21 protein-coding genes are annotated in these 24,142 nt (G+C 61.9%); 10 read left to right on the forward strand and 11 right to left on the reverse strand.

Annotated features, from left to right (window positions below; translation table 11 throughout):
• Nucleotides 1-13: 13 nt before the first annotated feature.
• The 5 genes from AC02Y0_RS15105 to AC02Y0_RS15125 all read right to left on the reverse strand — a co-directional run bounded on the left by AC02Y0_RS15105 (nucleotide 14) and on the right by AC02Y0_RS15125 (nucleotide 5,669).
• The gene (locus AC02Y0_RS15105) at nucleotides 14-835 is read right to left on the reverse strand and encodes an ABC transporter permease (RefSeq protein WP_476379711.1); all 822 of its coding nucleotides are present in this window, start codon (nucleotides 833-835) and stop codon (nucleotides 14-16) included.
• 10 nt (nucleotides 836-845) lie between these two features.
• Nucleotides 846-1,751 (reverse strand): ABC transporter permease subunit, encoded by a 906-nt coding sequence (locus tag AC02Y0_RS15110; protein ID WP_476379712.1) that lies wholly within the window; start codon nucleotides 1,749-1,751, stop codon nucleotides 846-848.
• A 12-nt stretch (nucleotides 1,752-1,763) separates the two neighbouring features.
• The gene (locus AC02Y0_RS15115) at nucleotides 1,764-2,918 is read right to left on the reverse strand and encodes an ABC transporter ATP-binding protein (RefSeq protein WP_476379713.1); all 1,155 of its coding nucleotides are present in this window, start codon (nucleotides 2,916-2,918) and stop codon (nucleotides 1,764-1,766) included.
• An 84-nt stretch (nucleotides 2,919-3,002) separates the two neighbouring features.
• Complete coding sequence (locus tag AC02Y0_RS15120) at nucleotides 3,003-4,103, reverse strand: polyamine ABC transporter substrate-binding protein (RefSeq protein WP_476379714.1); 1,101 nt, start codon at nucleotides 4,101-4,103, stop codon at nucleotides 3,003-3,005.
• A gap of 138 nt (nucleotides 4,104-4,241) precedes the next feature.
• Nucleotides 4,242-5,669 carry a helix-turn-helix domain-containing protein gene (locus AC02Y0_RS15125; RefSeq protein ID WP_476379715.1) on the reverse strand — a complete coding sequence of 476 codons (1,428 nt, stop codon included), beginning with the start codon at nucleotides 5,667-5,669 and terminating at the stop codon, nucleotides 4,242-4,244.
• 238 nt (nucleotides 5,670-5,907) lie between these two features.
• Between AC02Y0_RS15125 and aceA the strand changes: the two genes are divergently transcribed.
• Together aceA and AC02Y0_RS15135 are read left to right on the forward strand one after the other, a co-directional pair.
• On the forward strand, nucleotides 5,908-7,197 hold the full coding sequence (gene aceA / locus AC02Y0_RS15130) for an isocitrate lyase (protein ID WP_476379716.1): 1,290 nt from the start codon (nucleotides 5,908-5,910) through the stop codon (nucleotides 7,195-7,197).
• 181 nt (nucleotides 7,198-7,378) lie between these two features.
• Entirely contained in the window at nucleotides 7,379-7,627 is a 249-nt protein-coding gene (locus AC02Y0_RS15135) for an SMc00767 family acetate metabolism repressor (protein WP_136556549.1), read from the forward strand.
• A 103-nt stretch (nucleotides 7,628-7,730) separates the two neighbouring features.
• On the opposite strand, the gene AC02Y0_RS15140 is transcribed toward AC02Y0_RS15135, so the two are convergent.
• The gene (locus tag AC02Y0_RS15140; RefSeq protein ID WP_476379717.1) at nucleotides 7,731-8,606 is read right to left on the reverse strand and encodes a LysR family transcriptional regulator; all 876 of its coding nucleotides are present in this window, start codon (nucleotides 8,604-8,606) and stop codon (nucleotides 7,731-7,733) included.
• 89 nt (nucleotides 8,607-8,695) lie between these two features.
• On the opposite strand from AC02Y0_RS15140, the gene AC02Y0_RS15145 reads away from it, so the two are divergent.
• Nucleotides 8,696-8,917 carry a hypothetical protein gene (locus tag AC02Y0_RS15145; RefSeq protein WP_476379718.1) on the forward strand — a complete coding sequence of 74 codons (222 nt, stop codon included), beginning with the start codon at nucleotides 8,696-8,698 and terminating at the stop codon, nucleotides 8,915-8,917.
• 54 nt (nucleotides 8,918-8,971) lie between these two features.
• Here AC02Y0_RS15145 and AC02Y0_RS15150 read toward each other — a convergent pair whose 3' ends face one another.
• The 3 genes from AC02Y0_RS15150 to AC02Y0_RS15160 all read right to left on the reverse strand — a co-directional run bounded on the left by AC02Y0_RS15150 (nucleotide 8,972) and on the right by AC02Y0_RS15160 (nucleotide 13,284).
• Nucleotides 8,972-11,497: a methyl-accepting chemotaxis protein gene (locus AC02Y0_RS15150; protein ID WP_476379719.1), complete on the reverse strand. Its 2,526-nt coding sequence runs from the start codon at nucleotides 11,495-11,497 to the stop codon at nucleotides 8,972-8,974.
• A gap of 283 nt (nucleotides 11,498-11,780) precedes the next feature.
• Nucleotides 11,781-11,930, reverse strand: a complete 150-nt coding sequence (locus AC02Y0_RS15155) for a hypothetical protein (RefSeq protein ID WP_172450079.1) — start codon at nucleotides 11,928-11,930, stop codon at nucleotides 11,781-11,783.
• Between the two features lie 172 nt (nucleotides 11,931-12,102).
• Nucleotides 12,103-13,284: a BaiN/RdsA family NAD(P)/FAD-dependent oxidoreductase gene (locus tag AC02Y0_RS15160; protein WP_476379720.1), complete on the reverse strand. Its 1,182-nt coding sequence runs from the start codon at nucleotides 13,282-13,284 to the stop codon at nucleotides 12,103-12,105.
• Between the two features lie 121 nt (nucleotides 13,285-13,405).
• On the opposite strand from AC02Y0_RS15160, the gene AC02Y0_RS15165 reads away from it, so the two are divergent.
• The 7 genes from AC02Y0_RS15165 to AC02Y0_RS15195 all read left to right on the forward strand — a co-directional run bounded on the left by AC02Y0_RS15165 (nucleotide 13,406) and on the right by AC02Y0_RS15195 (nucleotide 22,819).
• A complete protein-coding gene (locus AC02Y0_RS15165; RefSeq protein WP_444559447.1) occupies nucleotides 13,406-14,842 on the forward strand; it encodes a glutamine synthetase family protein in 1,437 nt (478 codons plus the stop codon).
• Nucleotides 14,843-14,855: 13 nt separating this feature from the next.
• Nucleotides 14,856-16,142: an NAD(P)/FAD-dependent oxidoreductase gene (locus AC02Y0_RS15170; RefSeq protein WP_476379721.1), complete on the forward strand. Its 1,287-nt coding sequence runs from the start codon at nucleotides 14,856-14,858 to the stop codon at nucleotides 16,140-16,142.
• A gap of 2 nt (nucleotides 16,143-16,144) precedes the next feature.
• Entirely contained in the window at nucleotides 16,145-16,528 is a 384-nt protein-coding gene (locus tag AC02Y0_RS15175; protein ID WP_476379722.1) for a hypothetical protein, read from the forward strand.
• Nucleotides 16,529-16,614: 86 nt separating this feature from the next.
• The gene (gene zwf, locus AC02Y0_RS15180) at nucleotides 16,615-18,087 is read left to right on the forward strand and encodes a glucose-6-phosphate dehydrogenase (RefSeq protein ID WP_102019190.1); all 1,473 of its coding nucleotides are present in this window, start codon (nucleotides 16,615-16,617) and stop codon (nucleotides 18,085-18,087) included.
• An 11-nt stretch (nucleotides 18,088-18,098) separates the two neighbouring features.
• Nucleotides 18,099-18,797: a 6-phosphogluconolactonase gene (gene pgl, locus AC02Y0_RS15185; protein ID WP_476379724.1), complete on the forward strand. Its 699-nt coding sequence runs from the start codon at nucleotides 18,099-18,101 to the stop codon at nucleotides 18,795-18,797.
• Between the two features lie 122 nt (nucleotides 18,798-18,919).
• Nucleotides 18,920-20,737 (forward strand): phosphogluconate dehydratase, encoded by a 1,818-nt coding sequence (gene edd, locus AC02Y0_RS15190; RefSeq protein ID WP_476379725.1) that lies wholly within the window; start codon nucleotides 18,920-18,922, stop codon nucleotides 20,735-20,737.
• Nucleotides 20,738-21,013: 276 nt separating this feature from the next.
• Complete coding sequence (locus tag AC02Y0_RS15195) at nucleotides 21,014-22,819, forward strand: methyl-accepting chemotaxis protein (protein ID WP_476379726.1); 1,806 nt, start codon at nucleotides 21,014-21,016, stop codon at nucleotides 22,817-22,819.
• Between the two features lie 43 nt (nucleotides 22,820-22,862).
• Here AC02Y0_RS15195 and AC02Y0_RS15200 read toward each other — a convergent pair whose 3' ends face one another.
• The gene (locus tag AC02Y0_RS15200) at nucleotides 22,863-23,570 is read right to left on the reverse strand and encodes an anti-sigma factor (RefSeq protein ID WP_476379727.1); all 708 of its coding nucleotides are present in this window, start codon (nucleotides 23,568-23,570) and stop codon (nucleotides 22,863-22,865) included.
• Nucleotides 23,567-24,118 (reverse strand): sigma-70 family RNA polymerase sigma factor, encoded by a 552-nt coding sequence (locus tag AC02Y0_RS15205; protein WP_476379728.1) that lies wholly within the window; start codon nucleotides 24,116-24,118, stop codon nucleotides 23,567-23,569. Before AC02Y0_RS15205 ends, AC02Y0_RS15200 begins: the two co-directional genes overlap by 4 nt.
• Nucleotides 24,119-24,142 lie beyond the last annotated feature (24 nt).

Consider the following 24,142-nt stretch of genomic DNA (forward strand, 5'->3'; position numbering starts at 1 on the left):
GCCTTCAAGAGCTTCAGGCCAAGGTTCCACGGGCGGCGACGTGCTCATCCCGCTGGCGCTGGAGTTCACGCTGCTTGGTGCCGATGGAGGCGATGATGACGCCGATGGTGACAATGCCGATCAGGATGGTGCAGATGGCGTTGATCTCGGGCGTGACGCCAAGGCGGACCTGCGAATAGATCTTGATCGGAAGGGTCGTGGCACCCGGCCCGGTGGTGAAGCTCGCGATCACGAGATCGTCCAGCGACAGCGTGAAGGCCAGCATCCAGCCGGAAATGACGGCCGGCAGGATGAGCGGCAGGGTGACCTTGAAGAAGGTCTTGACCGGCGGGCAGCCGAGATCCTGAGCTGCTTCTTCAAGGCTCGTGTCGAAGGTGAGCAGGCGAGACTGCACGACGATCGCCACGTAGCACATGGTGAAGGTGGTATGGGCGATCACCACCGTCATCAGCCCTCGGTCGATACCGATTGCGACGAAGAGCAAGAGCAGCGACAGGCCGGTGATCACCTCGGGCATGACGAGTGGTGCATAGACCATGCCTGAAAACAGCAAACGTCCCTTGAAGCGCGTGTAGCGGACGAGCGTGAGGGCCGCCAATGTGCCGAGGATCGTGCCAAGCGTCGCGCTCAGGAGGCCGACCTGCAGCGTGACCCAGGCCGCACTCATCAGCCCGTCATTGCGCCACATCTCGCCATACCATTTGAGCGAAAAGCCGCCCCAGACCGTGACCAGTTTCGACTCGTTGAAGGAGTAGATGACCAGGATCAGGATCGGGATGTAGAGAAAGGCGAAACCGAGTGTCAGGATCGTCGCGTCGAATTTTCCAGGTCTCATCGGTCCGCCCTCACACTTTCTGCTGCTGGTTCTGGAAGATCGCGATGGGGACGACCAGAATGAGGAGCAGCAGGACGGCAACGGCGGAGGCAAGCGGCCAGTCGCGATTGCCGAAGAACTCGGTCCACAGCGTCTTGCCGATCATCAGCGTATCGGCGCCACCGAGCAGATCGGGGATGACGAATTCGCCGGTGATTGGGATGAAGCAGATCATCGAGCCGGCGATGACACCGGGGATCGAGAGGGGGAAGGTGATCTTCCAGAAGGCCTTCCAGGGCGGGCAGCCGAGATCGCTTGCTGCCTCCAGGAGCGTGCCATCCATCTTTTCGAGTGCCGAATAGAGCGGCAGCACCATGAAGGGCAGATAGGAATAGACGATGCCGATGAAGACGGCGATTTCGGTGCGGAAGATCTGCACCTGACTGCCTTCATCCATCAGTCCTACCGATTGCAACAGCACGGTCAGCAGGCCCTCCGGCTTCAGGATGCCGATCCAGGCGTAGACGCGGATCAGGAAGGAGGTCCAGAAGGGCAGGATCACCAGCATGACCAGGGTCGGTCGAACGGAGACGGAGGCGCGTGCCATGGCGAGCGCCATGGGGTAGCCGATCAGCAGCAGCAGCAGGGTCGAGATCGCCGCGATCCGCAGTGAGGACATGTAGGCGTTGACGTAAAGCGGGTCTTCCGTGAGGAAGAGATAGTTCTCGAAGTCGAGTTGCGAGATGAAATCGCCGATCGCCGAGAAGCTTTCCAGCACCGGCGTATAGGGTGGCATGGCAATCTCGGTGTCGGACAGCGAGATCTTCACGATGATCAGGAAGGGCGTCAGGAAGAACAGCACCATCCAGAGATAGGGAATGATGACGACCAGCCATCGGGCTAACCCTGGTTTGGAGGCGGTGACACTATCGGCCATGGGGCGCCCTCCTCAGCGGGTCAGAACGAGGCCGGCATCGGCCGACCAGGACAACCAGACCATGTCACCGAAGGTGATCGGGCGATCGACGAGACGGGCGACATTGGCCTGTGCTGCGCGGAACATGCGACCATCGTCGAGCCGGACGATGAAGACCGAGAAGTCCCCGAGATAGCCGATGTCCCAGACCTCGCCATGCAGCGAGTTGGCCACAGTGCCCTCAGGTGCGGTAGTGGATATACGGACCTTTTCCGGGCGGATCGCGAAGGCGACCGCATCGCCTTTCGCCGCTTCGCAGGCCTGATCCACGGTGATCTTCACGCCGTCGCTGTCGATGTGGACGAGCTCAGCGGCACCATGGCTTTCCTTGGTTTCGACCTTGGCCTCAAGGATGTTGATGTCGCCGATGAAGTCCGCGACGTAACGCGAATTCGGTGCCTCATAGATTTCTGCGGGCGTTGCCACCTGGACGAGGATGCCCTTGTCCATGACCGCGATGCGGTCGGACACGGTCATTGCCTCTTCCTGGTCATGGGTGACGATCAGGAAGGTGAGACCGAGCTTGGTCTGGATGTCCATGAGCTCGAACTGGGTTTCCTCGCGCAGCTTGCGGTCGAGCGCGCCGAGCGGTTCGTCGAGCAGCAGGACCTTGGGTCGCTTGGCCAGCGAACGGGCAAGCGCCACGCGCTGGCGCTGGCCGCCGGAGAGCTGGTTGGGCTTGCGCTTGGCGAACTGGTCCAGCTTGACCAGCTTCAGCATTTCCTGAACGCGCGCCTCGATCTCGCTCTTCGGCAGATTGTCCTGCTCGAGGCCGAAGGCGATGTTCTTCTCGACCGACATATGCGGGAAGAGCGCATAGGACTGGAACATCATATTGGTGGGACGCTTGTAGGGCGGCACGCCGGAGAGATCCTGCCCCTGAAGCAGGATGCGGCCCGATGTCGGCGCCTCAAAGCCGGCGAGCATGCGCATCAGCGTGGTCTTGCCGCAGCCCGATGGTCCGAGCAGCGAGAAGAACTCGCGCTCGTAGATATCCAGGCTCAGATTATCGACCGCGATGAAATCGCCGAAACGCTTGGTGACATTTTCGAAGCGGATGAACGGTACGGCATCCGGATCAGTCCAAGGAGAGAATTTACGCTTAACAGGCCCCAGTGTCTTCGCCATTACCCGATCCCAGCCGTTTTTCTTGTTGCCCCTATCCGCAAGTAAATCGCCGGGCGCTTTTGGCGCCCGGCGATCTGTGTCTGGTCAGCTACCGGTCTTGATCGTCGTCCAGACCCGGTTCAGCACGCGTTGTTCGCGCGAGCCGTAAGGCGAGATCGTGAAGAGCTTCGCCATGACATCTTCCGGCGGGTAGACGGCCGGGTTGTCCTTCACTTCCGGATCAAGCAGATCCTTGGAGGCCAGATTGCCGTTGGCATACTGGACATAGTTGGAGGCCTTGGCGATCACGTCCGGCCGCATGAGGAAGTTGATGAACTCATGCGCTTCGGCAACATTCTTGGCATCCGCCGGGATCGCCATGTTGTCGAACCACATGTAGGTGCCTTCCTTCGGGATGACGTAGTTGATCTCGACGCCATTCTTCGCTTCCTCGGCGCGAGCCTTGGCCTGCAGAATGTCGCCCGACCAGCCGATCGTCACGCAGAGGTCGCCATTGGCGAGATCGTCGATGTAGGCGGAGGAATTGAAGGTGCGCACCGACGAGCGGATGTTCTGGTAGACTTCGCCACCGGCTTCCAGATCAGCCGTTTCCTTGCTGTCTGGATCCTTGCCGATATAGTTCATGGCAATGGCAAAGGTCTCGTCCGAGGCGTCGAGGATATTGATGCCGCAGGACTTCAGCTTCTCGGCATTCTCAGGCTTAAAGATCGCATCCCAGCTGTCGACGACGAAATCTGCGCCGAGCGCTTCCTTGACCTTGGCGACGTTGTAGCCGATGCCCGTGGTGCCCCACATGTAATTGACGGCATATTCGTTGCCGGGGTCGTATTTCGCCAGACGCTCACTGACCATCGGCCAAAGATTGGTGAGGTTAGGCAGCTTCGACTTGTCGAGCTTCTGGAAAACGCCGGCCTGGATCTGACGCGCGAGGAAAGGCGCTGTCGGCACGACAACGTCGTAACCCGAGCCGCCGGCGAGAAGCTTCGTCTCAAGCAGCTCATTCGAATCGAAGACGTCGTAAACGACCTTGATGCCCGTTTCCTTGGTGAAATCGGCAAGGACGGATTCGTCGATGTAGTCGGACCAATTGTAGACGTTGACGACGCGTTCCTGCGCCTGGACAGCCGATGCGAGGAAGATCGTCGCCAGGGCTACCGACGCCGTACGGATGAAATGAGCCTTCATTTTTTCTCCTGTTCCAGCCTGCGGGAGCAAGGAGCTCCCGGTGCCATTCCCGTTATTTTTTAAGAGACTAGAAAGGAATTGGACGGGCGACAAGCGAAATTCTTCGCAGTCGCGAATGCTTTATCGGGGGGATTTCACTTACTGGAAATCGAAAGCGGAGAGGCCCGTGACCATTTCGTCGAGGCCGAGCGGCCGGGTGAGCGGTGGCTCGGCACGGGCGAGACAGCCGGACCTTTCACACAGACGACAGGCCGGACCGATGGCGATTGCCGGCACCGAGCGGTCCGGAAGGGCTGCCGCATAGGCGACCTCGTCCCGGCTCGATGCATCGCAACCGACGAGCAGCGCCGTGCGGCGGATGCGCTCACCGAAGCTTGCCTGCGGGCCCTCCAGCGTGCGCGACATGGTCAGGAAGGCGCTACCATCCGGCATCTCGACCTGCTCGACAAGCACCTGCCCCGGCTGGGAAAAAGCAGCGTGGACATTGAGCTTGGGACAGCCGCCGCCGAACTTCGAATGCGGGAAGCCGGCCGCGCCCGCCCGGCGGAAGCGGTTTCCGGCATTGTCGATCTCCATCATGAAGAAGGGCACGCCCGTAGAACCTGGGCGCTGCATCATGGTCAGCCGGTTCGCGGCCTGTTCGAAGGAGACATTGAAACGGGCACGCAGCACGTCGATGTCGTAACGGGCGCGGATGGCCGCCGAAAGGAAGGCGGCGTAGGGCATCATCAGGGCATGCGCCGTGTAGCGCGCCAGCTCAAAACGGGCAATGCGGCGCGCCTCACCGGAGGAAAGTTCCAGAAGCTCAAGCTCTGACTGGACATGTTCGCCGAGCGCCAGAAGCACCACCTCCATGGCGACCTCGCGCAGCTGATCGAAGGGTGACAGGCGCTCCGAGAGGAAAAGACGCATGGAATGGCGGTCATAGCGGCGCCGCAGCGACGGCATAGTCTGGACAGGAAGTGCGCGCACCACGATGCCATGGGTCGAACGAAGCCAGGCCTTGAGTGCGACGGCCAGATCATCCCCGGCTGACAGGCCAAGTCCGGCGTGGAAACTCTCGGCCGCCTCGTCGAGCCGGGCGAAATAATTCGGCCGGCGCTCGAAGACTTCGCGGACTTCATCGATCGGCAGGCGGGCACCTGACAGAGAGGTCTCGTGCCCCTCGCGGGCGAGGAGATCGGCGAGATCGGAGAGCCGGGCCGCCTGTTCTCGATAGGCACGGTAGAGCTTGACGATACCGCTCGCGGCATTGGGTGCAGCTTCTGCCACTTCGATCAGCTCCTGATCGCCGGGGAGTTCGCCCGACAAGAGCGGATCGGCGAAAACTTCGCGCAGCTGGCTGGTCGAGCCGCCCGCTTCGCCCTGCAGTTCGTCCAGATCGACCTTGTAGACGGAAGCGAGCTTGAGCAGCAGCTGGACCGTGAGCGGGCGCTGATTGCGCTCGATCAGATTGAGGTAGGAAGGGGAAATTTCCAGCGCCTCGGCCATGGCCGTCTGAGTGAGGCCAAGGCCGTTCCTGATACGGCGGACACGGGGGCCTGCGAAGATCTTGCGCTCTGCCACTTTACAGCTCCTTTACAAGATTTGCCGAACTCGGCGCCTCACTCTTCTTGACTGAATTTACAAATTTACACGCGCGCCTTGTCAAAGACAAGACAGCCTAACCTCTTTCATTTCGTTGTTTATCGAATTTTCTGGCCGTATTTTGCAGTGCGATGTAAATCTAGTCACATAAGAAGCGACCAAGACAACCCGAAGAACTTTACTTGGTCAGCGCCGCGCAGTGACAGGGAGACACGTCATGACTGAATTTTACAATCTCGTTCCGAACGCCCCGAAGGGCCGCTATGACGGCATCGATCGTCCCTACACTGCAGCCGACGTGCAGCGCCTGCGCGGCTCCGTCGAGATCAAGTACACGCTTGCCGAAATGGGTGCGAACCGCCTGTGGCAGCTGATCAACGAAGAGCCCTTCATCAATGCGCTCGGCGCGCTCTCCGGCAACCAGGCCATGCAGATGGTTCGCGCTGGCCTGAAGGCCATCTACCTCTCCGGCTGGCAGGTTGCCGCCGATGCCAACACGGCCTCGTCGATGTATCCGGACCAGTCGCTCTATCCGGCGAATGCCGCACCGGAGCTTGCCAAGCGCATCAACCGCACGCTGCAGCGCGCCGACCAGATCGAAACGCAGGAAGGCAAGGGCCTTTCCGTCGACACCTGGTTCGCGCCGATCGTTGCCGATGCAGAAGCCGGTTTCGGCGGACCGCTCAATGCCTTCGAGATCATGAAGGCCTTCATTGAGGCTGGCGCTGCTGGCGTTCACTTCGAGGACCAGCTCGCGTCTGAAAAGAAGTGCGGCCATCTCGGCGGCAAGGTTCTGATCCCGACGCAGGCCCATATCCGCAATCTGACGGCAGCGCGTCTTGCCGCCGACATCATGGGCGTCCCGACGCTGATCGTTGCCCGTACCGATGCGGAAGCAGCAAAGCTTCTGACCTCCGACATCGACGAGCGCGACCAGCCTTTCGTCGACTATGATGCCGGCCGCACGGCGGAAGGCTTCTACCAGGTCAAGAACGGCATCGAGCCCTGCATTGCGCGCGCAATCGCATACGCTCCTTACTGCGACATGATCTGGATGGAGACCGGCAAGCCGGATCTCGAACAGGCCCGCAAGTTTGCCGAAGCCGTGCATAAGGTCCATCCGGGCAAGAAGCTCGCCTATAACTGCTCGCCTTCCTTCAACTGGAAGAAGCATCTCGACGACGCGACGATCGCCAAGTTCCAGCGCGAGCTCGGTGCCATGGGCTACAAGTTCCAGTTCATCACGCTCGCCGGCTTCCACCAGCTGAACTACGGCATGTTCGAACTGGCGCGCGGCTACAAGGATCGCCAGATGGCGGCCTATTCGGAGCTACAGGAGGCGGAATTCGCCGCCGAGGTTAACGGTTACACCGCGACCAAGCACCAGCGCGAAGTCGGCACCGGCTACTTCGACGCCGTCTCGCTCGCCATCACCGCCGGCCAGTCCTCGACGACCGCGATGAAAGAATCCACCGAAACCGAGCAGTTCCGCCCGGCGGCGGAGTAACCTGGGCGATAGCCCCTCACCCTACCCTCTCCCCGCAAGCGGGGAGAGGGAGCCTTGAGACCGACGCGTCGTAGTGCGTCTTCTCCCCGCTTGCGGGGAGAAGGTGGCGGCAGCCGGATGAGGGGCCGAGCTTCACGAGATCAACAGTTCAAAAACCCCTGACACCAAGAGGAGAAATGCCATGACACCCCAGACCCGAGTCAAGGAACGCGCCGAAGAACAGTCCTCGGCAATGAGCAGCGATCAGCAGGCGATGATCCGCATGCTGGCCAATGACCTGCACCGGCTCAACCATTCGATCATGAAGGCCGTCGATGCCGGAGTGTCCGTCGAACTCGTCCGTTCAGCCCGCCATCATGGCGGCGACGGCAACTGGGGTGATCTGCTGATCCCCGTCATCGTGACCCAGGGCAACCATCAGGCGGCCTGAGCCGAAGTCCATCCCTCGTCCGGCACCTGACCTCCGGACCGGTTCCCGCACGATGCCGCCTCTTTAGAAAGCGCCGGTCGTCGTGCGGGTTTTTCGTTGGGCTTTAGCTGGTGGTGCTCGGGCGCTTGCCGGCCAGGATATCCCGGTGAGACTTCAGCAGTTTCGCCAGGCGATCGGCGACGGTTCGGATATCGCTTCGGTGGCGATCGTCATTGTTCATGACGATCCATTGGCGATGGCGAAGGTCCGCTATCTCGTCTCCCACCCGTTCCAGGGTCGGATCGAGATCGCCGACGAAACAGGGCAACACGCCGATACCGGCCCCTGCCCTCACCAGATCCCTCAGCGAGCGCGGGCGATTGACGGTGGCGACAATCTGCTCCGCCGCTTGCTGGCGCGGCCAGCGCAGATAGGCGGAGACGGCATTCTCATCATCGATCGCGACCCAGGGCTCCGGTCCCATCCACTCCCTGTTGCGCGCCTTGTAGGCCGCATAGGCGACCTCACCTGCTGCAATCGCGGCGAGGTTCGGCTCCTCAGGCTCAAAAGCGCGAATGCCGATGTCGCTTTCCCGGTGCGCGAGCCTGGCACGCTGTTCGGCGACATGCAGGTCGATGCGGAATTCGTCACGCGGGATGCGGATCAAGGACATGTTCTGGCACAGCAGCCAGGCGATCCAGGTGCCGAGACTGATGCGCACCAGCGACTGGCCGGCCGTGCCGCGCCGCCACTCCTCCACGCGCCTGCTGCCCGCCTCCAACTCGACCAGATGCTCCAGCAACTGGCTACCGTCACTGGTCAGGCGATAACCGGTCTGGCTGCGCAGGAAGAGTTCGCGGCCGAGGGCCTGCTCGAGTTCGACCATGCGCCGGCCGAGTGTTGCCGCACTCAGACCCGTGGTTTCCGCAGCCGCAGTCAGGCCGCCCTGACGGGCGACTGCGAGAAAAAGCTGATAGGCGTCCCAAGCTATGTCTTTCATGGATGAAAGACGTAGCACGTTCTTGTCTGTTCATGCAGCCAAATATGGAGACTAAAAGAGAGGACGGCATCAACGAGAGGAGATCCGTCATGCATGAAACCTATGTCGCCCTGGCCATTGCCTCACTGCAGAAAGGGTTCGGCGATCGCGGTCGGCTATCCGAGGATGAGTTCTATGCCCGCTACAGCGAGGCGCCGTGGCAGCGGTTGGCGCGCTTCGGCCATAGTCTCCTTGATCGGATACGCCCCAGAAAGCCAGTAGCGCTGACCGTCACGGCCGTTCACGACGCTTGCCGCCTGGCGAAAGCCTGAAACGAAAAAGCCCGGCGCGATACGCCGGGCTTCTGGTCTTGCACATCATTTCATTCAGGCAGCGCGGCCCATAGAATGCTGGCGCTCCGCTTCGATGCGGAACTGCTGCAGGAGATCGCGCAGAGCGTCGGTCTGGGCCGAGAGGTCCTGGGTGGCTGCCGTTGCTTCCTCGACCATCGCGGCGTTCTGCTGGGTCATCTGGTCCATGCGGCCGACGGCACCGTTGACCTCGTGCAGGGCGCCGGACTGTTCGCGGCTGGTCTCGGCGATCTTCTCGATGTGTTCGCTGATCGTCGCGATCTGGCCGCCGATGCGCGACAGCACCGTGCCTGTTTGCTGCACATGGGTGGAGCCGCTCGACACTTCTTCAGCCGAGCGATTGATGAGCGCCTTGATCTCCTTGGCAGCGCCGGCAGAGCGCTGGGCGAGTTCGCGGACTTCCTGGGCGACGACCGCAAAACCCTTGCCGGCTTCGCCTGCGCGGGCTGCCTCGACGCCTGCGTTCAGAGCGAGCAGGTTCGTCTGGAAGGCGATCTCGTCGATCACGCCAATGATGTTCGAGATCTGGCGCGAGGCTTCCTCGATGCGGCCCATGGCCGAGATGGCGCTGCCGACGACGACAGCAGATTCATCGGCATTCTTCTTGGCTTCGCGGACGACCCCGTTCACCATTTCTGCGCGCTCCGAGGACGAACGGACAGCGGCGGTGATTTCATCGACGGCGGCGGCGGTCTCTTCGAGCGACGCCGCCTGCTGCTCGGTGCGGCGGGCGAGATCGAGCGCCGACTGGGCCATCTGGCGACCGTTGTTCTGGATCTGGTCAACGTTGCCGGAGATCTGGTGCATCGTATCACGCAGACGGGATAGCGACAGGTTGAAGTCGTTGCGCAGCTGTTCAAGGCGACCGTGGAAGCGGCCTTCGATCTCGAAGGAAATATCGCCGTTGGCGAGACGCTCCAGTGCCTGGGCAAGCTTGCCAACGGCATGTTCGATCTGCTGGTCGAGCGCCTGCTTTTCCTCGTCATTGCGGCGGCGCTCGGCTTCCGCCTCCATCTGCTCACGCTCACGCTCGGATTCGATTTCAAGCTTGCTGCGGGCATTGGTCTTGAAGACGGCGAGCGCGCGGGCCATGGCGCCGATTTCGTCACCGCGCTTGTCGCCGGCAATGCCGGCCTCGAGGTCACCTTCGGCCAGTCGCTGCATGGTGGCTGTGATACGCGCGATAGGACGCTGGAGGGTCATCACAAGGGCGATGCCGCCGATCACGGCGAGCACGACGCCGGCGATCATGGTGCCAATCGACAGGCGGTTCGCCTCCTGGCGTTCGGTGCCGGCGACATCTTTCTGAAGGTCGGCAAAGGAGGTCAGCGAGGCCCAGATCGAATCCATGGTGCGGCTGGCTTCATCAAAGCTCGCGATGCGCTCGGCGCTGGTCTTCACCAGACCTTCCGTGTCGGTCGTCAAATTGGCCAGCAGCGGTGTGATGGCTGCGCTGAGGCTGTCGTAGAAGGCCTTGTCGGAGATACTGCCGCCCAGCACGGCGAGATTGTCGCCGATCAGCTTGATCTGACGCAGGATCGGCTCGCGCGTCTTGTCGTCCTTCACATTGAGGAAGGTCGCGGTCATGATGCGCAGATCGTAGACATCGGCGATCAGGGTGCGGCTGCCGACGAGGATGTCGGCGGCCTGCACGGCACCGGTCTCGACCGCTGCGAATTTCTGGACGGATTCGGCGTATTTGGTGGCGGCGCTCTCCTGCAGAATGGCTTCGAAACCGCGGAAGCGGGCGAGGATGCTGCCCACAGCGCGGCCAGCTTCCATGCTGGTGTCGCCTGCTCCAACCACCTTCTTGATCTCGTTGATCGCCGTCTGAAGCTCCTTGCCCATGCCCTTGTGCTCGGGGGGAAGCGCATTGGCGATCTTGCGATGGGTCTTAACGAGTTCTGGCACCTGCTTTTGCAGATAGGGGAACTGGGCCTCCGGCAAGCCGGCGGAGAAATATCCCTTGCTGACATCTGCAAGCTGTCGGGCGGCTGCGGAAAGGCGGTCAGCCTCCTTGAGCGCGCTCTTGGCGTCGTTTTCACCGCCAAGCACGGCGCGCTGCAGTTTTTGCGCCTCGTCGGAGACGCGGATCTGCTGAGCCATCAGGCCCTTGAGATGTTCCTGAATGGCGGCGGCGAGCTTGACCTCGGCTTCGTGGAATTGCCAGAGCGTGTCGATTTTCTGATTGACGTTGCCCGTGCCGGCAATTGCCTCGTCGAGGAAGTTGCGGCCCGTGCCGTCGCTGCCGATCTCGGCAATGTTCTGATTGAGTGTCGCCTGCTGGCCCGAAAGTTCGGAGATCACGACGCTGCGCGTTTCCTCCGAGGTCTGGTCGAGGAAGCGGGTCATTGCAGCGGTGACGTTCTTGAAACCGTTCAGCGACCGCATGGTGCCGTTGGAGATCTCCATGCGCTGCTGCAGGAGGCCCGAAGCATAGAGCCCCATGAGACCGACAGCGGTGATCGAGAAGACGAAGGGAAGCACAAAAGCCAGCACCTTGGTCGAAATCGAAAAGCGCGAAAGAATATGGTCGATCAAAACAGTTCCTCCAACAACAAGGTGCTGCGCTCCCGGCGCGTGCCCCTCAAAATCTCGACAGCACCAATCAGCATCGGCGCCGTCTACACTCCACTCCGAAGACTAGGGTTGCAGTAAAAGTCTCAAGACGGAGTTAAGGTGGTGGGAGGGTCCCGGCGCGGGAGAGGACAGCCAAGACGGGGCGAGGCTAGCGCCGCATCGGCGCTGAGCATGCGCGCGGGGTCAGCTAGACGCATGCGTCAGGGTGCACGCGGGCCGCCTTCAGTTCATCTAAAGCTTGGGATTAGCCGAGGAGACCGATGGCGAGAGCGGCAACGGCGCTCGCGGCATAGAGGCAGAGAATGGTCACCTGACGAAAGCGGGCGCGCTCTTCGTCACGGGCACGGGTTGCGGCAATGGCGATGGCACGGGGCTTGCGGGTCTCATGGTTCATGGGGCGCGGTCCTTGATGCGGCCAGGGAAGGTCATGCCCTTGCGGGCGTTTGCCGGCCAGACCTCATGTCGCGACATCTGGGGATGTCACACCGGCATTCAGGCAGGATGACCGACGCATGTTAACAAGTCCTGAATTACCAAGGAAAGCTTGCCCGGAGCGGGAGAGACGATCAGACGCTTTCGCCGGCCGCATGGCCCGAAGCCCAGGCCCACTGGAAATTATAGCCGCCCAGCCAGCCGGTGACGTCGACGCATTCGCCGATGAAATAGAGCCCGGGCACGGTTTTCGCATGCATCGTCCGGCTATCGAGCGCGTTTGTATCGACTCCGCCAAGGGTCACTTCCGCCGTGCGGTAGCCTTCCGAACCCGCCGGCTTGATCGGCCAACGGCGGATGCGCTCGGCAAGCGATGACAAGGCCTTGTCGGGGAGATCCGCAAGCGGACGTTCCAGCTTGGCAGTCTCCGCCAGATATTGCGCGAGGCGCTTGGGCAAATGCTGGGCAAGCACCGTCTGGACCTGCTGGCGGCCGTTTTCGCGCTTCGCCGCCTTCAGGTGTTCGAGGAAATCCACGCCCGGCTCCAGAGAGAGCAGGATCTCGTCCCCCTCGCGCCAATAGCTCGATATCTGCAGGATCGAGGGGCCGGACAAGCCTCGGTGGGTGAAGAGCAGCGCCTCGTTGAAGCGGGTCTTGCTGCAGGAGACATCGGCATCGACCGCGACGCCCGAAAGCTCCGACAATTCGCCGAGCAGATTGGGTTCGAGCGTCAGCGGCACCAGCGCCGGCCGGGTGTCGGTCACGGGCAGGCCGAACTGCTCGGCAATCCGATAGGCGAAACCTGTCGCTCCCATCTTGGGGATCGACTTGCCGCCTGATGCCATCACCAGGCTTGCAGCCAGGATCGGACCTTCGCTCGTGGAGAGGCGGAAACCGTCCGGGCCGTTCTCGACATCGGAGATCTCGCAGGAGAGCTTCAGGTCGACATGCACCGCGCGCATCTCTTCCAGCAGCATGCGGATGATGTCTTTCGCGCTGTCATCGCAGAAAAGCTGCCCGAGGGTCTTTTCGTGCCAGGCGATCTTGTGGCGATCGACCATGGCGATGAAATCGGACGGCGTGTAGCGGGCCAGCGCGGATTTCGCAAAATGCGGGTTCTGCGAGATGTAGTTCTTCGGCGCGGCATGGATATTGGTGAAGTTGCACCGCCCGCCGCCGGAGATGCGGATCTTCTCGCCCGGGGCCTTGGCATGGTCGAGCACGACGACGGAACGGCTGCGCCGACCTGCCGTGAAAGCCGCCATCATGCCGGCGGCACCGGCTCCGATGATCGCGACGTCATACTTCCTGGCCATTATGCTGCTCCCGGGGATCTGCCGCCTGTCTCGACAAACTTATGATCAAAGTCAACGCGTCCCCCTCGCCAAAGGCCAAAGTCTGGCTATGATGGCCCCATTAACAACCAACCGGTGAGACATGCCCGCGAAGAAGTCCATGCTGAGACCCCAGAACGCGTCCTCGAAGAAAGCGGCCATCCCGCCGGATCCCGGATCGAAGCGCGGCGTCTCGAGCTGGAAGGAAGCGGCAACCTGGCTGCGCGCTCGCGGCATCGAAGACATCGAATGCATCACGCCTGACCTTGCCGGCGTTCCGCGCGGCAAGATGATGCCGTCGTCGAAGTTCACGTCGAACACGTCGCTGGCGCTGCCCTCCGCACTCTACCGTCATACGATTTCGGGCGAATATCCTGACGAGACGGAGAACTTCCGCTACGAGCCGCGCGACAGCGACCTGAAGCTGCTGCCGGATCTTTCGACGCTTTCCGTCGTGCCGTGGGAGACCGATCCCACCGCCCAGGTGATCTGCGACATCGTCGATGTCGACGGCAAAAACGTCTCCTACACGCCGCGCAACGTTCTGAAAAACGTGCTGCGCCTCTATGACGAAAAGGGCTGGAAGCCGGTCGTCGCGCCCGAAATCGAGTTCTATCTGGTCGCGATGAACGACGACCCTGACTATCCGCTGCATCCGCCGAAGGGCCGCTCCGGTCGATCGATCATCGGTGGCCAGGGTTATTCGATCGCCGCCATCAACGAATTCGACGAGTTGATCGACGATATCTACCACTTCTCGGAAAAGCAGGGGCTGGAGATCGATACCCTGATCCACGAGGAGGGGCCGGCGCAGCTGGAAATCAACCTGCGCCACGGCAATCCGATCGAGCTTGCCGACCAGGTCTTCATGTTCAAGCGCACGATCCGCGAGGCGGCGCTGAAGCATGGGATATATGCCACATTCATGGCCAAGCCGATGCAGGGGCAGCCGGGGTCGGCCATGCACATCCACCAATCGGTGGTCGATGCGAAGACGGGCAAGAACGTGTTTTCCAATCCCGATGGCTCTGCCTCGCGGGAGTTCTTCCACTTCATCGGCGGCATGCAGAAATACGTGCCGAGCTCGCTGGTGATGCTGGCACCTTACGTGAACTCCTATCGCCGCCTGACGCCCGACATGGCCGCCCCCGTCAACAATGCCTGGGGCTATGACAACCGCACGACGGCCTTCCGCGTGCCGGTTTCGGATGCCGCCGCACGGCGTGTCGAAAACCGCCTGCCGAGTTCGGATGCCAACCCCTATCTCGCGCTCGCGGCTTCTCTCGCCTGCGGCTATCTCGGGATCATCAAGGAGATCGAACCGACGGCAGCAGCCGAGGGTTCGGCGAATGAAGGATCCGTTGATCTGCCGCGCGGCCTCCTGGAAGCGGTCGCCCTGCTCGAAGGTGAAGCCGACTTCAACGAGGTCTTCGGTCCCGAATTCATCGGCCTCTATGCCGGTGTGAAGCGCGGCGAGTTCGAGACCTTCATGCAGGTGATCAGCCCGTGGGAACGCGAATTCCTCCTGCTAAACGTATGAGGACAGCGATCCGATGACATGGCAAAGCCCGATTGCGCCGGGGATCTCCTGGTATCAGGCGAGCGTTGGTGAGCGGCCGGAATATTCGGCCTTTGACGGCTCTGTCACGGCTGATGTCGCGATCATCGGCGGCGGCTTCACGGGGCTGCAGGCGGCCTACAATCTCGCACGGCTCGGTGTTTCGGTCGTCCTGATCGAGGGCAGCCGCTTCGGCGACGGCGCTTCAGGGCGCAATGGCGGGCAGCTCGGCACCGGCCAGCGGGCCTCGCCGGCTGAGCTGGAGGCAGAGCTCGGCTTCGAGCGTTCGAAGGCGCTGTTCGAGCTGGCGGAGAATGCCAAGCACTATCTGCTCGATTTTGCCGAACAGCACGGAATCGATATCGAATATCTGCCCGGACAGATGAATGTCTCGCACAAGCGCAACGGCGAATCCGACTACCGGCACGAGGCCGAGATCATGGCGGTGCGCTACGGCTATCCGCATGTCTCCTTCATGGACAGGGAGGAAACGCATGATCGTATTGGCTCCACCCGCTATCACTTCGGCGTTCGCGATACAGGCACCGGGCATATCCATCCGCTGAAGCTGCTGGTTGGCCTGGCGAAGGTCGCGGAAGCTGCCGGCGCGCGCATCCACGAGATGACGCCGGCAAGCGCGATCCGTCAGGCTGGTGGCAAGACCGTCATCGACACGCCGAAAGGCACGATCACTGCCGACCGTCTGCTGATCGCGACCAATGCCTATATCGGCAATCTTGAGCCGGTGACGGCAGCCCATGTGATGCCGATCCGGTCTTTCATCGGGGCAACGGAACCGCTCGATCGCTTCCCACAGGTGCTGCGCGGCTCGGAGGCCGTGGCCGACAGCCGGTTCGTGGTGCGCTACTTCAGAAAAAGCCGCGACGGGCGGCTGCTGTTCGGCGGGCGCGAGGCTTATACGGCCGACAGCCCGCGGGATATTTCCAGCCATATCCGCCGGCAGATTGCCGAGATCTATCCGGATCTGAAGACGATCGAGATTACCCATGGATGGGGTGGCTCCGTTGGCATTACCCTGCCGCGCAAGCCTTTCGCCCGGGATGTGATGCCGGGTGTAACCTCGCTTGCGGGTTATTCGGGGCACGGCGTGATGCTCTCCAACTATTGCGGCAAGATGTATGCCGACATGGTGGCCGGCAATGCGCGGGAGCTTGAGCTGTTGAAGGACCTGAAGATCCCGCCTTTCCCCGGAGGCGCCAGCCTGCGCAAGCCGCTGCTCTTCCTGGCGCTCACCTGGTATGCCCTTCGAGACCGTTTCTGAGGATGGCAGCTCGGCGGGCCGATGCACTGGTGCGCGTGGCGACCGTGTTCAACGCCGCCGAGTTTGGCGTGACCCGCTCGTTCCTTGCTGCGCATGGCATCCTCATTGCGGCCGAGCCGATCCATCTGATCAACAACTACTCACACCTTGCGACCGCGCTGGGTGGCATTCCGATCCTGGTCCCCGCCTCACAGGCAGGCGAGGCAGCGGAATTGTTGACCGTGATCGACGAAGTCGGGCAAGACGGCAGGATGAGCCCCTTCCGCACGCTGGGTTACATCCTTCTGTTTGGTGTTCTCTGTGGCCTCGGCGTCGCGCCGCCGTCATCCGGGCGTGTGATTCATTGTCGCAGAACGGCGCTCGCGCAGGGCTTCGAGGCCGTGTAAAGACAAAATCGCTGCCGTGAGGGTGGCTTTTTTAAATCGATTAGATTAGAACCGGTCCAACCAGATTGCCGAACGAGAGATGCCGCATGAGCAGCCAGATCATCCCCGTTGAACCCTTTGACTATGTCGTCTTCGGCGGCACCGGCGACTTGGCTGAGCGGAAGCTTCTGCCGGCCCTGTTCCATCGCCAGCTCGCGGGCCAGTTGACGGAACCGACCCGTATCATCGGCGCATCGCGCACAGCGATGACGCATGAGGAATACCGGAAGTTCACGCTTGATGCCCTGCACGAGCACTTGAAGGCCGAGGAGCTTGACGAGGCCGAAGTCGCGAAGTTCCTCGAGCGCATCTATTACATCCCTGTCGACGCCAAGTCGGATCAGGGCTGGGAAGACCTGAAGAAGCTGCTCGACCAGGGCAAGGACATCGTACGGGCCTTCTACCTCGCCGTTTCGCCGTCGATCTTCGGCGACATCGCCGACAAGATCCGCGACCATAAGCTGATCACCAAGTCGACCCGCATCGTCGTCGAAAAGCCGATCGGCCGGGATCTGGCTTCGGCCCAGATCCTCAACGACACGATCGGCAAGGTTTTCAAGGAAGAGCAGATCTTCCGTATCGACCACTATCTCGGCAAGGAGACGGTGCAGAACCTGATGGCGCTGCGCTTCGCCAACGCGCTCTATGAGCCGCTGTGGAACTCCGCCCATATCGATCACGTGCAGATCACGGTCGCCGAATCCGTCGGCCTCGAAGGCCGCGTCACCTATTACGACAAGGCCGGTGCGCTGCGTGACATGGTGCAGAACCATATCCTGCAGCTGCTCTGCCTCGTCGCCATGGAAGCGCCCTTCTCGATGGATGCCGAGGGCGTACGCGACGAGAAACTGAAGGTGCTGCGCTCGCTGAAGCCGATCACCGAGGCCAATGTCGAGAAGCTCACGGTGCGCGGACAGTATCGCGCTGGCGCCTCTGCCGGCGGTGCCGTTAACGGCTATCAGGAAGAGCTGGGTTCGGCATCGGACACGGAAACTTTCGTCGCGATCAAGGCCGAGATCAACAACTGGCGCTGGGCCGGCGTGCCCTTCTACCTGCGCACGGGCAAGCGTCTGGCGACCCGCATGTCGGAAATCGTCATCGCCTTCAAGCCGATCCCGCATTCGATCTTCGGCGATGCTGCTGGCCGTATTGAGGCCAACAAGCTCGTCATCCGCCTGCAGCCGGACGAAGGCGTCAAGCAGTGGCTGATGATCAAGGATCCGGGTCCGGGCGGCATGCGCCTGCGCCACGTGTCGCTCGACATGAGCTTTGCCCAGGCCTTCGACGTCCGCAATCCGGATGCCTATGAACGCCTGCTCATGGACGTCATCCGCTCGAACCAGACGCTGTTCATGCGCCGCGACGAAGTCGAGGCGGCGTGGAACTGGTGCGATCCGATCTTGAAAGCCTGGGAAGAGATTGGCCAGAGGGCGCAGGGCTATACGTCCGGCACCTGGGGTCCGAGCCAGGCTATTGCGCTCATCGAGCGTGACGGCCGTACCTGGCACGAAAACGACTGAGGCCGGGATCGATGGCGCATCAGATGAAGACATTCGAAAGCGGAGCGGTTCTTGCAGCGGGCCTCGCTGATGCGGTCGCTTCGGCCTTGTCCGCAGCGATTGCACGAAGCGGCGAAGCGACGCTTGCCGTCTCCGGCGGCTCGACGCCCAAGGCTTTCTTCGAGGCTCTGTCGACACGGGCCCTCGACTGGGCCAAGGTGAAGGTGACGCTGGTCGACGAACGTTTCGTGCCCGAAGACAATCCGCGTTCGAACCATCTTCTGGTGAAGACGCATCTTCTGAAGAATGCCGCGGCGGCCGCCCAATTCGTGCCGCTCTACCGGCCGGAGGCAACGATCGAGGAGGCTGCGAAAACGGCATCCGGGATCGTGCCGGGTATGAGCCAACCCTTCGACGTGGCGATCCTCGGCATGGGGACGGATGGGCATACGGCCTCCTTCTTCCCCGGCGGCGATCACCTTGCCGCAGCGCTTGATCTTTCGCTGCCCCGCCGCGTCATGACCATGGAAGCGCCGGGGGCGGGCGAGGCTCGCCTCACCCTCTCCTTCTCGGCGCTTCACGATGCCGGCCTTCTCGTGGTTCACATCGAGGGTGCCGAAAAGAAGGTCGTGCTGGAGAAGGCGCTTGCCGGCACGGACGAGGCAGAGATGCCGATCAGGGCCGTTCTTGAACGGGCCCAGACCGCAACCGACATCTATTGGGCGCCCTGAGGGAGAGCCCTCGCCTGCCGAAGTATTTCGGCAGGTGATGCGCATAAGACGAGTTTCACGGCCGAGGAGGCCTTTGCGCGATGTGCGCCTCAGCGCCCGCGCCAGATGAGGAGCCATATCTCATGAGTGCAGACAGCCGCATCGAAGCCATTACCAAGCGGATCGTCGAACGTTCCAAGCCGACGCGCGAAGTCTATCTCGACCGCACACGCCGTGCCATTTCCAAGGGCGTGCACCGCTCGACGCTGTCGTGCGGCAACCTTGCCCATGGCTTTGCGGTCTGTTCGCCCAGGGACAAGGAAGCACTGGCCGGCGACGTGGTGCCGAACCTCGGCATCATCACCGCCTATAACGACATGCTCTCGGCCCACCAGCCTTTCGAGACCTATCCCGCGATGATCCGCCAGGCGGCCTCCGAAGTCGGTGGTGTAGCCCAAGTGGCGGGCGGCGTTCCCGCGATGTGCGATGGCGTGACCCAGGGCCAGCCGGGCATGGAGCTCTCGCTCTTTTCGCGCGATGCGATCGCCATGTCCGCTGCCATCGGCCTGTCTCACAACATGTTCGACAGCTCCGTCTATCTCGGCGTCTGCGACAAGATCGTACCGGGGCTGATGATCGCGGCCCTTACCTTCGGCCACCTGCCCGCCGTCTTCATTCCGGCCGGACCGATGACCTCGGGCCTGCCGAACGACGAGAAGTCGCGCATCCGCCAGCTTTATGCAGAGGGCAAGGTCGGCCGCGCCGAGCTGCTCGAAGCGGAGTCGAAATCCTATCACGGCCCCGGCACCTGCACCTTCTACGGGACGGCCAATTCCAACCAGATGCTGATGGAGATCATGGGCTTCCATCTGCCCGGTGCCTCCTTCATCAATCCCGGCACGCCGCTGCGTGACGCGCTGACCAAGGAAGCAACCAAGCGCGCGCTCGCCATCACCGCACTTGGCAACGAGTTCACGCCGGCCGGCGAGATGATCGACGAACGCTCGATCGTCAATGGCGTGGTCGGTCTGCATGCGACGGGCGGCTCGACCAACCACACGATCCATCTGATCGCCATGGCCCGCGCCGGTGGCATCCAGCTCACCTGGCAGGATATTTCGGAACTCTCCGACATCGTGCCGCTGCTCGCCCGTGTCTATCCGAACGGACTTGCCGACGTGAACCACTTCCATGCCGCAGGCGGCATGGGCTTCCTGATCAAGCAGCTGCTCAAGGCCGGTTACGTGCATGACGATGTGCGCACCGTCTACGGCCAGGGTCTCGCCGCCTACACGATTGATCCGAAGCTTGCCGAGGACGGCACCGTGCATCGCGCGCCGTCCGCCGAGGAGAGCGCCGATCCGAAGGTCCTCACCACGATCGACAAGCCGTTCCAAGCGAATGGCGGATTGAAGATGCTGACCGGCAATCTCGGCAAGGCGGTCATCAAGATCTCCGCCGTCAAGCCGGAGCGCCATGTCATCGAGGCCCCCGCGATCGTCTTCAACGACCAGCAGGCGCTTCAGGATGCCTTCAAGGCCGGCAAGCTGGAGAAGGACTTCGTTGCCGTTGTGCGCTTCCAAGGTCCGAAGGCCAACGGCATGCCGGAACTGCATCGCCTGACGCCGCCGCTCGGCGTGCTGCAGGACCGCGGTTTCAAGGTGGCTCTCGTCACGGACGGCCGCATGTCCGGCGCATCGGGCAAGATCCCGGCAGCGATCCACCTGACGCCCGAGGCTGTCGACGGCGGAGCGATTGCGAAGATCAAGGACGGCGACATGGTGCGGCTGGATGCCGTGGCCGGGACGCTTGAAGTTCTGGTCGACGCCGCCGAGTTCGATGCACGGCCAAACGCCACGATCAATCTCGACGACAACGAATTCGGCATGGGACGCGAATTGTTCGCCAGCTTCCGTCGTATCGCCGGTCCGGCCGACCAGGGCGCCAGCGTCCTGTTCTAAGCGCCTCAATTCAAAAGAGAACGTCAAAGGCCGCGAGCGATCGCGGCCTTTTTAGTATGCTCTTTTTTGCACCAATTTCGTGTAGAGGCGTGCCGCTACGCGTCACATTAACACATTCGACACTTCTAATTTTGTATATCTTATTCCAGAAACACACGCGATATCAACAAGTTGTACAAACAGACGATCCTGCATCAGCATCCTCGCCCTTTGTCTACCTTTTGAATGCGCGGTCCGGTTTCTGAAGCAGGAAATTGGCCAAAGGACCAAGGCAATATGTTTGGAATGTCCAGCAACACGCGCTCGCAACTCGAATCGCTTGAAGTCATCACCGCGAACATCATGATCGCCGACGAAAAGCTCAACATCCGCTACATGAACACCGCCACCAAGGCGCTTCTGAAGGAAGCGGAAAGCGACCTGAAGAAGGAACTGCCGCGCTTCGACTTCGACAAGCTTATCGGCAGCAATATCGATATCTTCCACAAGGATCCCGGCCATCAGCGCAACATGCTGTCGAGCCTCAAGAACCAGCATAAGGCAACCATCTGGGTCGGGCACCGCGCCTTTGACCTGATCGTCACGCCGCTGAAGAATGGCGCCAAGACCACCGGTTTCGTCGTGGAATGGGCGAATGCCAGGGAGCGGCTGCAGAACCTCGATTACCAAAACCAGATGGAAGCCATTAGCCGTGTTCAGGCGATCATCGAGTTCACGCCAGAAGGCGAGGTCGTTTCGGCCAATCAGAACTTCCTCGACGCCCTCGGCTACCGGATGGACGAGATCAAGGGCAAGCAGCACAGCCTGTTCGTCGATCCGGAATTTGTCCGGTCGCCGGACTACGCGGAATTCTGGAAAAATCTGCGGGCCGGCAAGTTTCAGGCGGCCGAGTTCACACGCTATGGCAAGGGCGGGAAAAAGGTCGTCATCAACGCCTCCTACAATCCCATCCTCGACGATCGTGGTCGCGTGACCAAGGTGGTGAAGTTTGCAACCGATGTGACCGAACGCGTACACGCGGTCGACACCATCGGCGATGCGCTGGGACGCATGGCCCATGGTGACGTCAGCTTCACCCTCGACAAACCTTTTGCCACGGATTTCGAGGCCCTACGGACCAATCTGAACGAAGCCGTGACGCAGCTGGCAACCACCCTCGGTGCCGTTGCAAAGTCGACCGACCAGATCGACAGTGGCAGCCGCGAGATCAGCTCCAGCGCCGAGGACCTGTCGAAGCGGACCGAACAGCAGGCGGCATCGCTGGAAGAGACGGCAGCCGCGCTCGACCAGATTACCGTCAACGTCAACAATGCGTCCAAGCGTGCCGAGGAAGCCCGTCACGCCACGCAGGCAGCCGACACCAGCGCCACCCGCTCCGGCCAGATCGTGGCTGAAGCCGTGGGCGCGATGGCTCGCATCGAGCAGTCATCGAACCAGATCTCGAACATCATCGGTGTGATCGACGAAATCGCGTTCCAAACCAACCTGCTCGCGCTGAATGCAGGCGTCGAAGCGGCGCGCGCGGGTGAAGCGGGCAAGGGCTTTGCGGTTGTCGCGCAGGAGGTGCGTGAACTCGCACAACGCTCGGCGCAGGCGGCAAAGGAGATCAAGGAACTCATCCGCAACTCGTCGGACGAGGTCAAGAACGGCGTGAAGCTGGTCAGCGAGACCGGCGAGGCGCTGAAGACGATCCAGGACAACATCATCGCGGTCAATGATCACATGCAGGCGATCGCGAGCTCGGCCCGCGAACAGGCGACCGGCCTTTCCGAGGTCAACTCGGCTGTCAACCAGATGGACCAGGTGACCCAGCAGAACGCCGCGATGGTCGAGGAATCCAACGCTGCGAGCGCGACACTGGCGACGGAGACCCAGCGACTGCGTCAGTTCATCTCGCGGTTCACGCTCGGCAAACATTATGCCGGACAGCAGGCGCCTGCAGCCGCGTCCCACGGTGCGGCAAGAGCCCATGCTCCTGCGGCTCCGTCAGCCGCCACCGCTGCACCTCGTCGCGCAGCCGGGCGACCAGCGCCGACGCATGGCAATGCTGCGCTGAAGCAGGACGACTGGCAGGAGTTCTAAGCCGATAACCGGTCGCGCCCGCTTCGGCAGGCGCGACGTCCATTCAAGGCCTCGGCGCCTTGGCAAATCCCTTGCCGAGGATTGGACCGGTCGGTTTGCCCGTCGGCGATCCACCCAGCGGCTCCACGGTGATCTCGTAAAGCTGCTCTTCCAGCGGGCCTGGCAGGTCGGGGCCATCGACCGTTGCGGTGCGCCAGCCATCGAGAACGCCGAGCGAGACGGGGCCGGTATCCTTCGAAGGCAGGGTCCAGAGCTGGAGGGACTGATCTGCCGCTACCGATACGTCGGAGAGCGGCGTGACCTTGGCGGTGTCGTTGCCGAAATCCTCGATCATCACAACGGGTTCGCCTGCGGCATCCATCAGGATCGCGATGACCTGCGGCTCGGAGCGTGTCACGAGCGTATAGGACAAGGCGCCGACGAGCAGCAGGGAGGCGGCCGCCGCCGACATGCCGACACCGCGCCACCAGGCAAGGCGGTTGTCATTGACGGCGGATGGTGGGGCCGACTTTACGACCGGGCGCTGCTGCGGTCCGAGCTGCGCCTCGATTCGGGTCCAGAGATCGGCTGACACTGACGCTGTCGGTCCGACGAGGTCGAGTTCGAGAAAACGGTCGCGCGCCTCACCGACAGCGCGGGCGAGGTTTTCATCCGTTTCCATTTCCGCGTCGATCGCACGTCGCTCGGCCTCATCCACGAGGCCAAGGACATAGGCGTCTGCGCGTTCAGCAAGCGTGTACCAGGTGCTCATGCCATGCACTCCCTCAAGGCCGAGAGTGAACGCCGGATCCAGGCCTTCGCGGTTCCGAGCGGCAGTTTCAGCCGACCGGCAATCTCGCCGTGGCTGTAGCCGGAGACGTAGGCCATGATCACCGTCTTGCGGCGCAGACCGTCCAATCGTCCGAGGCAAGTGCGCAGACGGCTTGCGGTATCCAGCTGATCAAAGAGATCGTGATAGAGCGCGTCGGCGCCCTCATCTTGCAGGCGCTCGAGGCTGTCGGTTTCGGCCAGATCTTCACGGCCACCGTCTCGAAGAGCATTGAGCGAGCGCGAGCGCACGATCGAGAATATCCAGCCGCGCGCGGAGCCCCGGGAGGGATCGTACTGCCAAGCCTTGTTCCAGATCTGCAGGAAGGCTTCCTGCACGATTTCCTCTGCCAGATCGTGGCGACGCAGGATACGCTCGGCGACTGTGACCATGCGCGGCGCCTCGCTTTGGTAGATGACGGCCAATCCCTTGCGATCACCCGCGGCACAGGCTTTCAGCGCCGCGCCGAGCTCGTCTTGCTCATTCCCCATCCAGCTTCCTTCCAAGGTCCTGTG

The organism is Allorhizobium sp. nf9_anc (assembly GCF_056323085.1).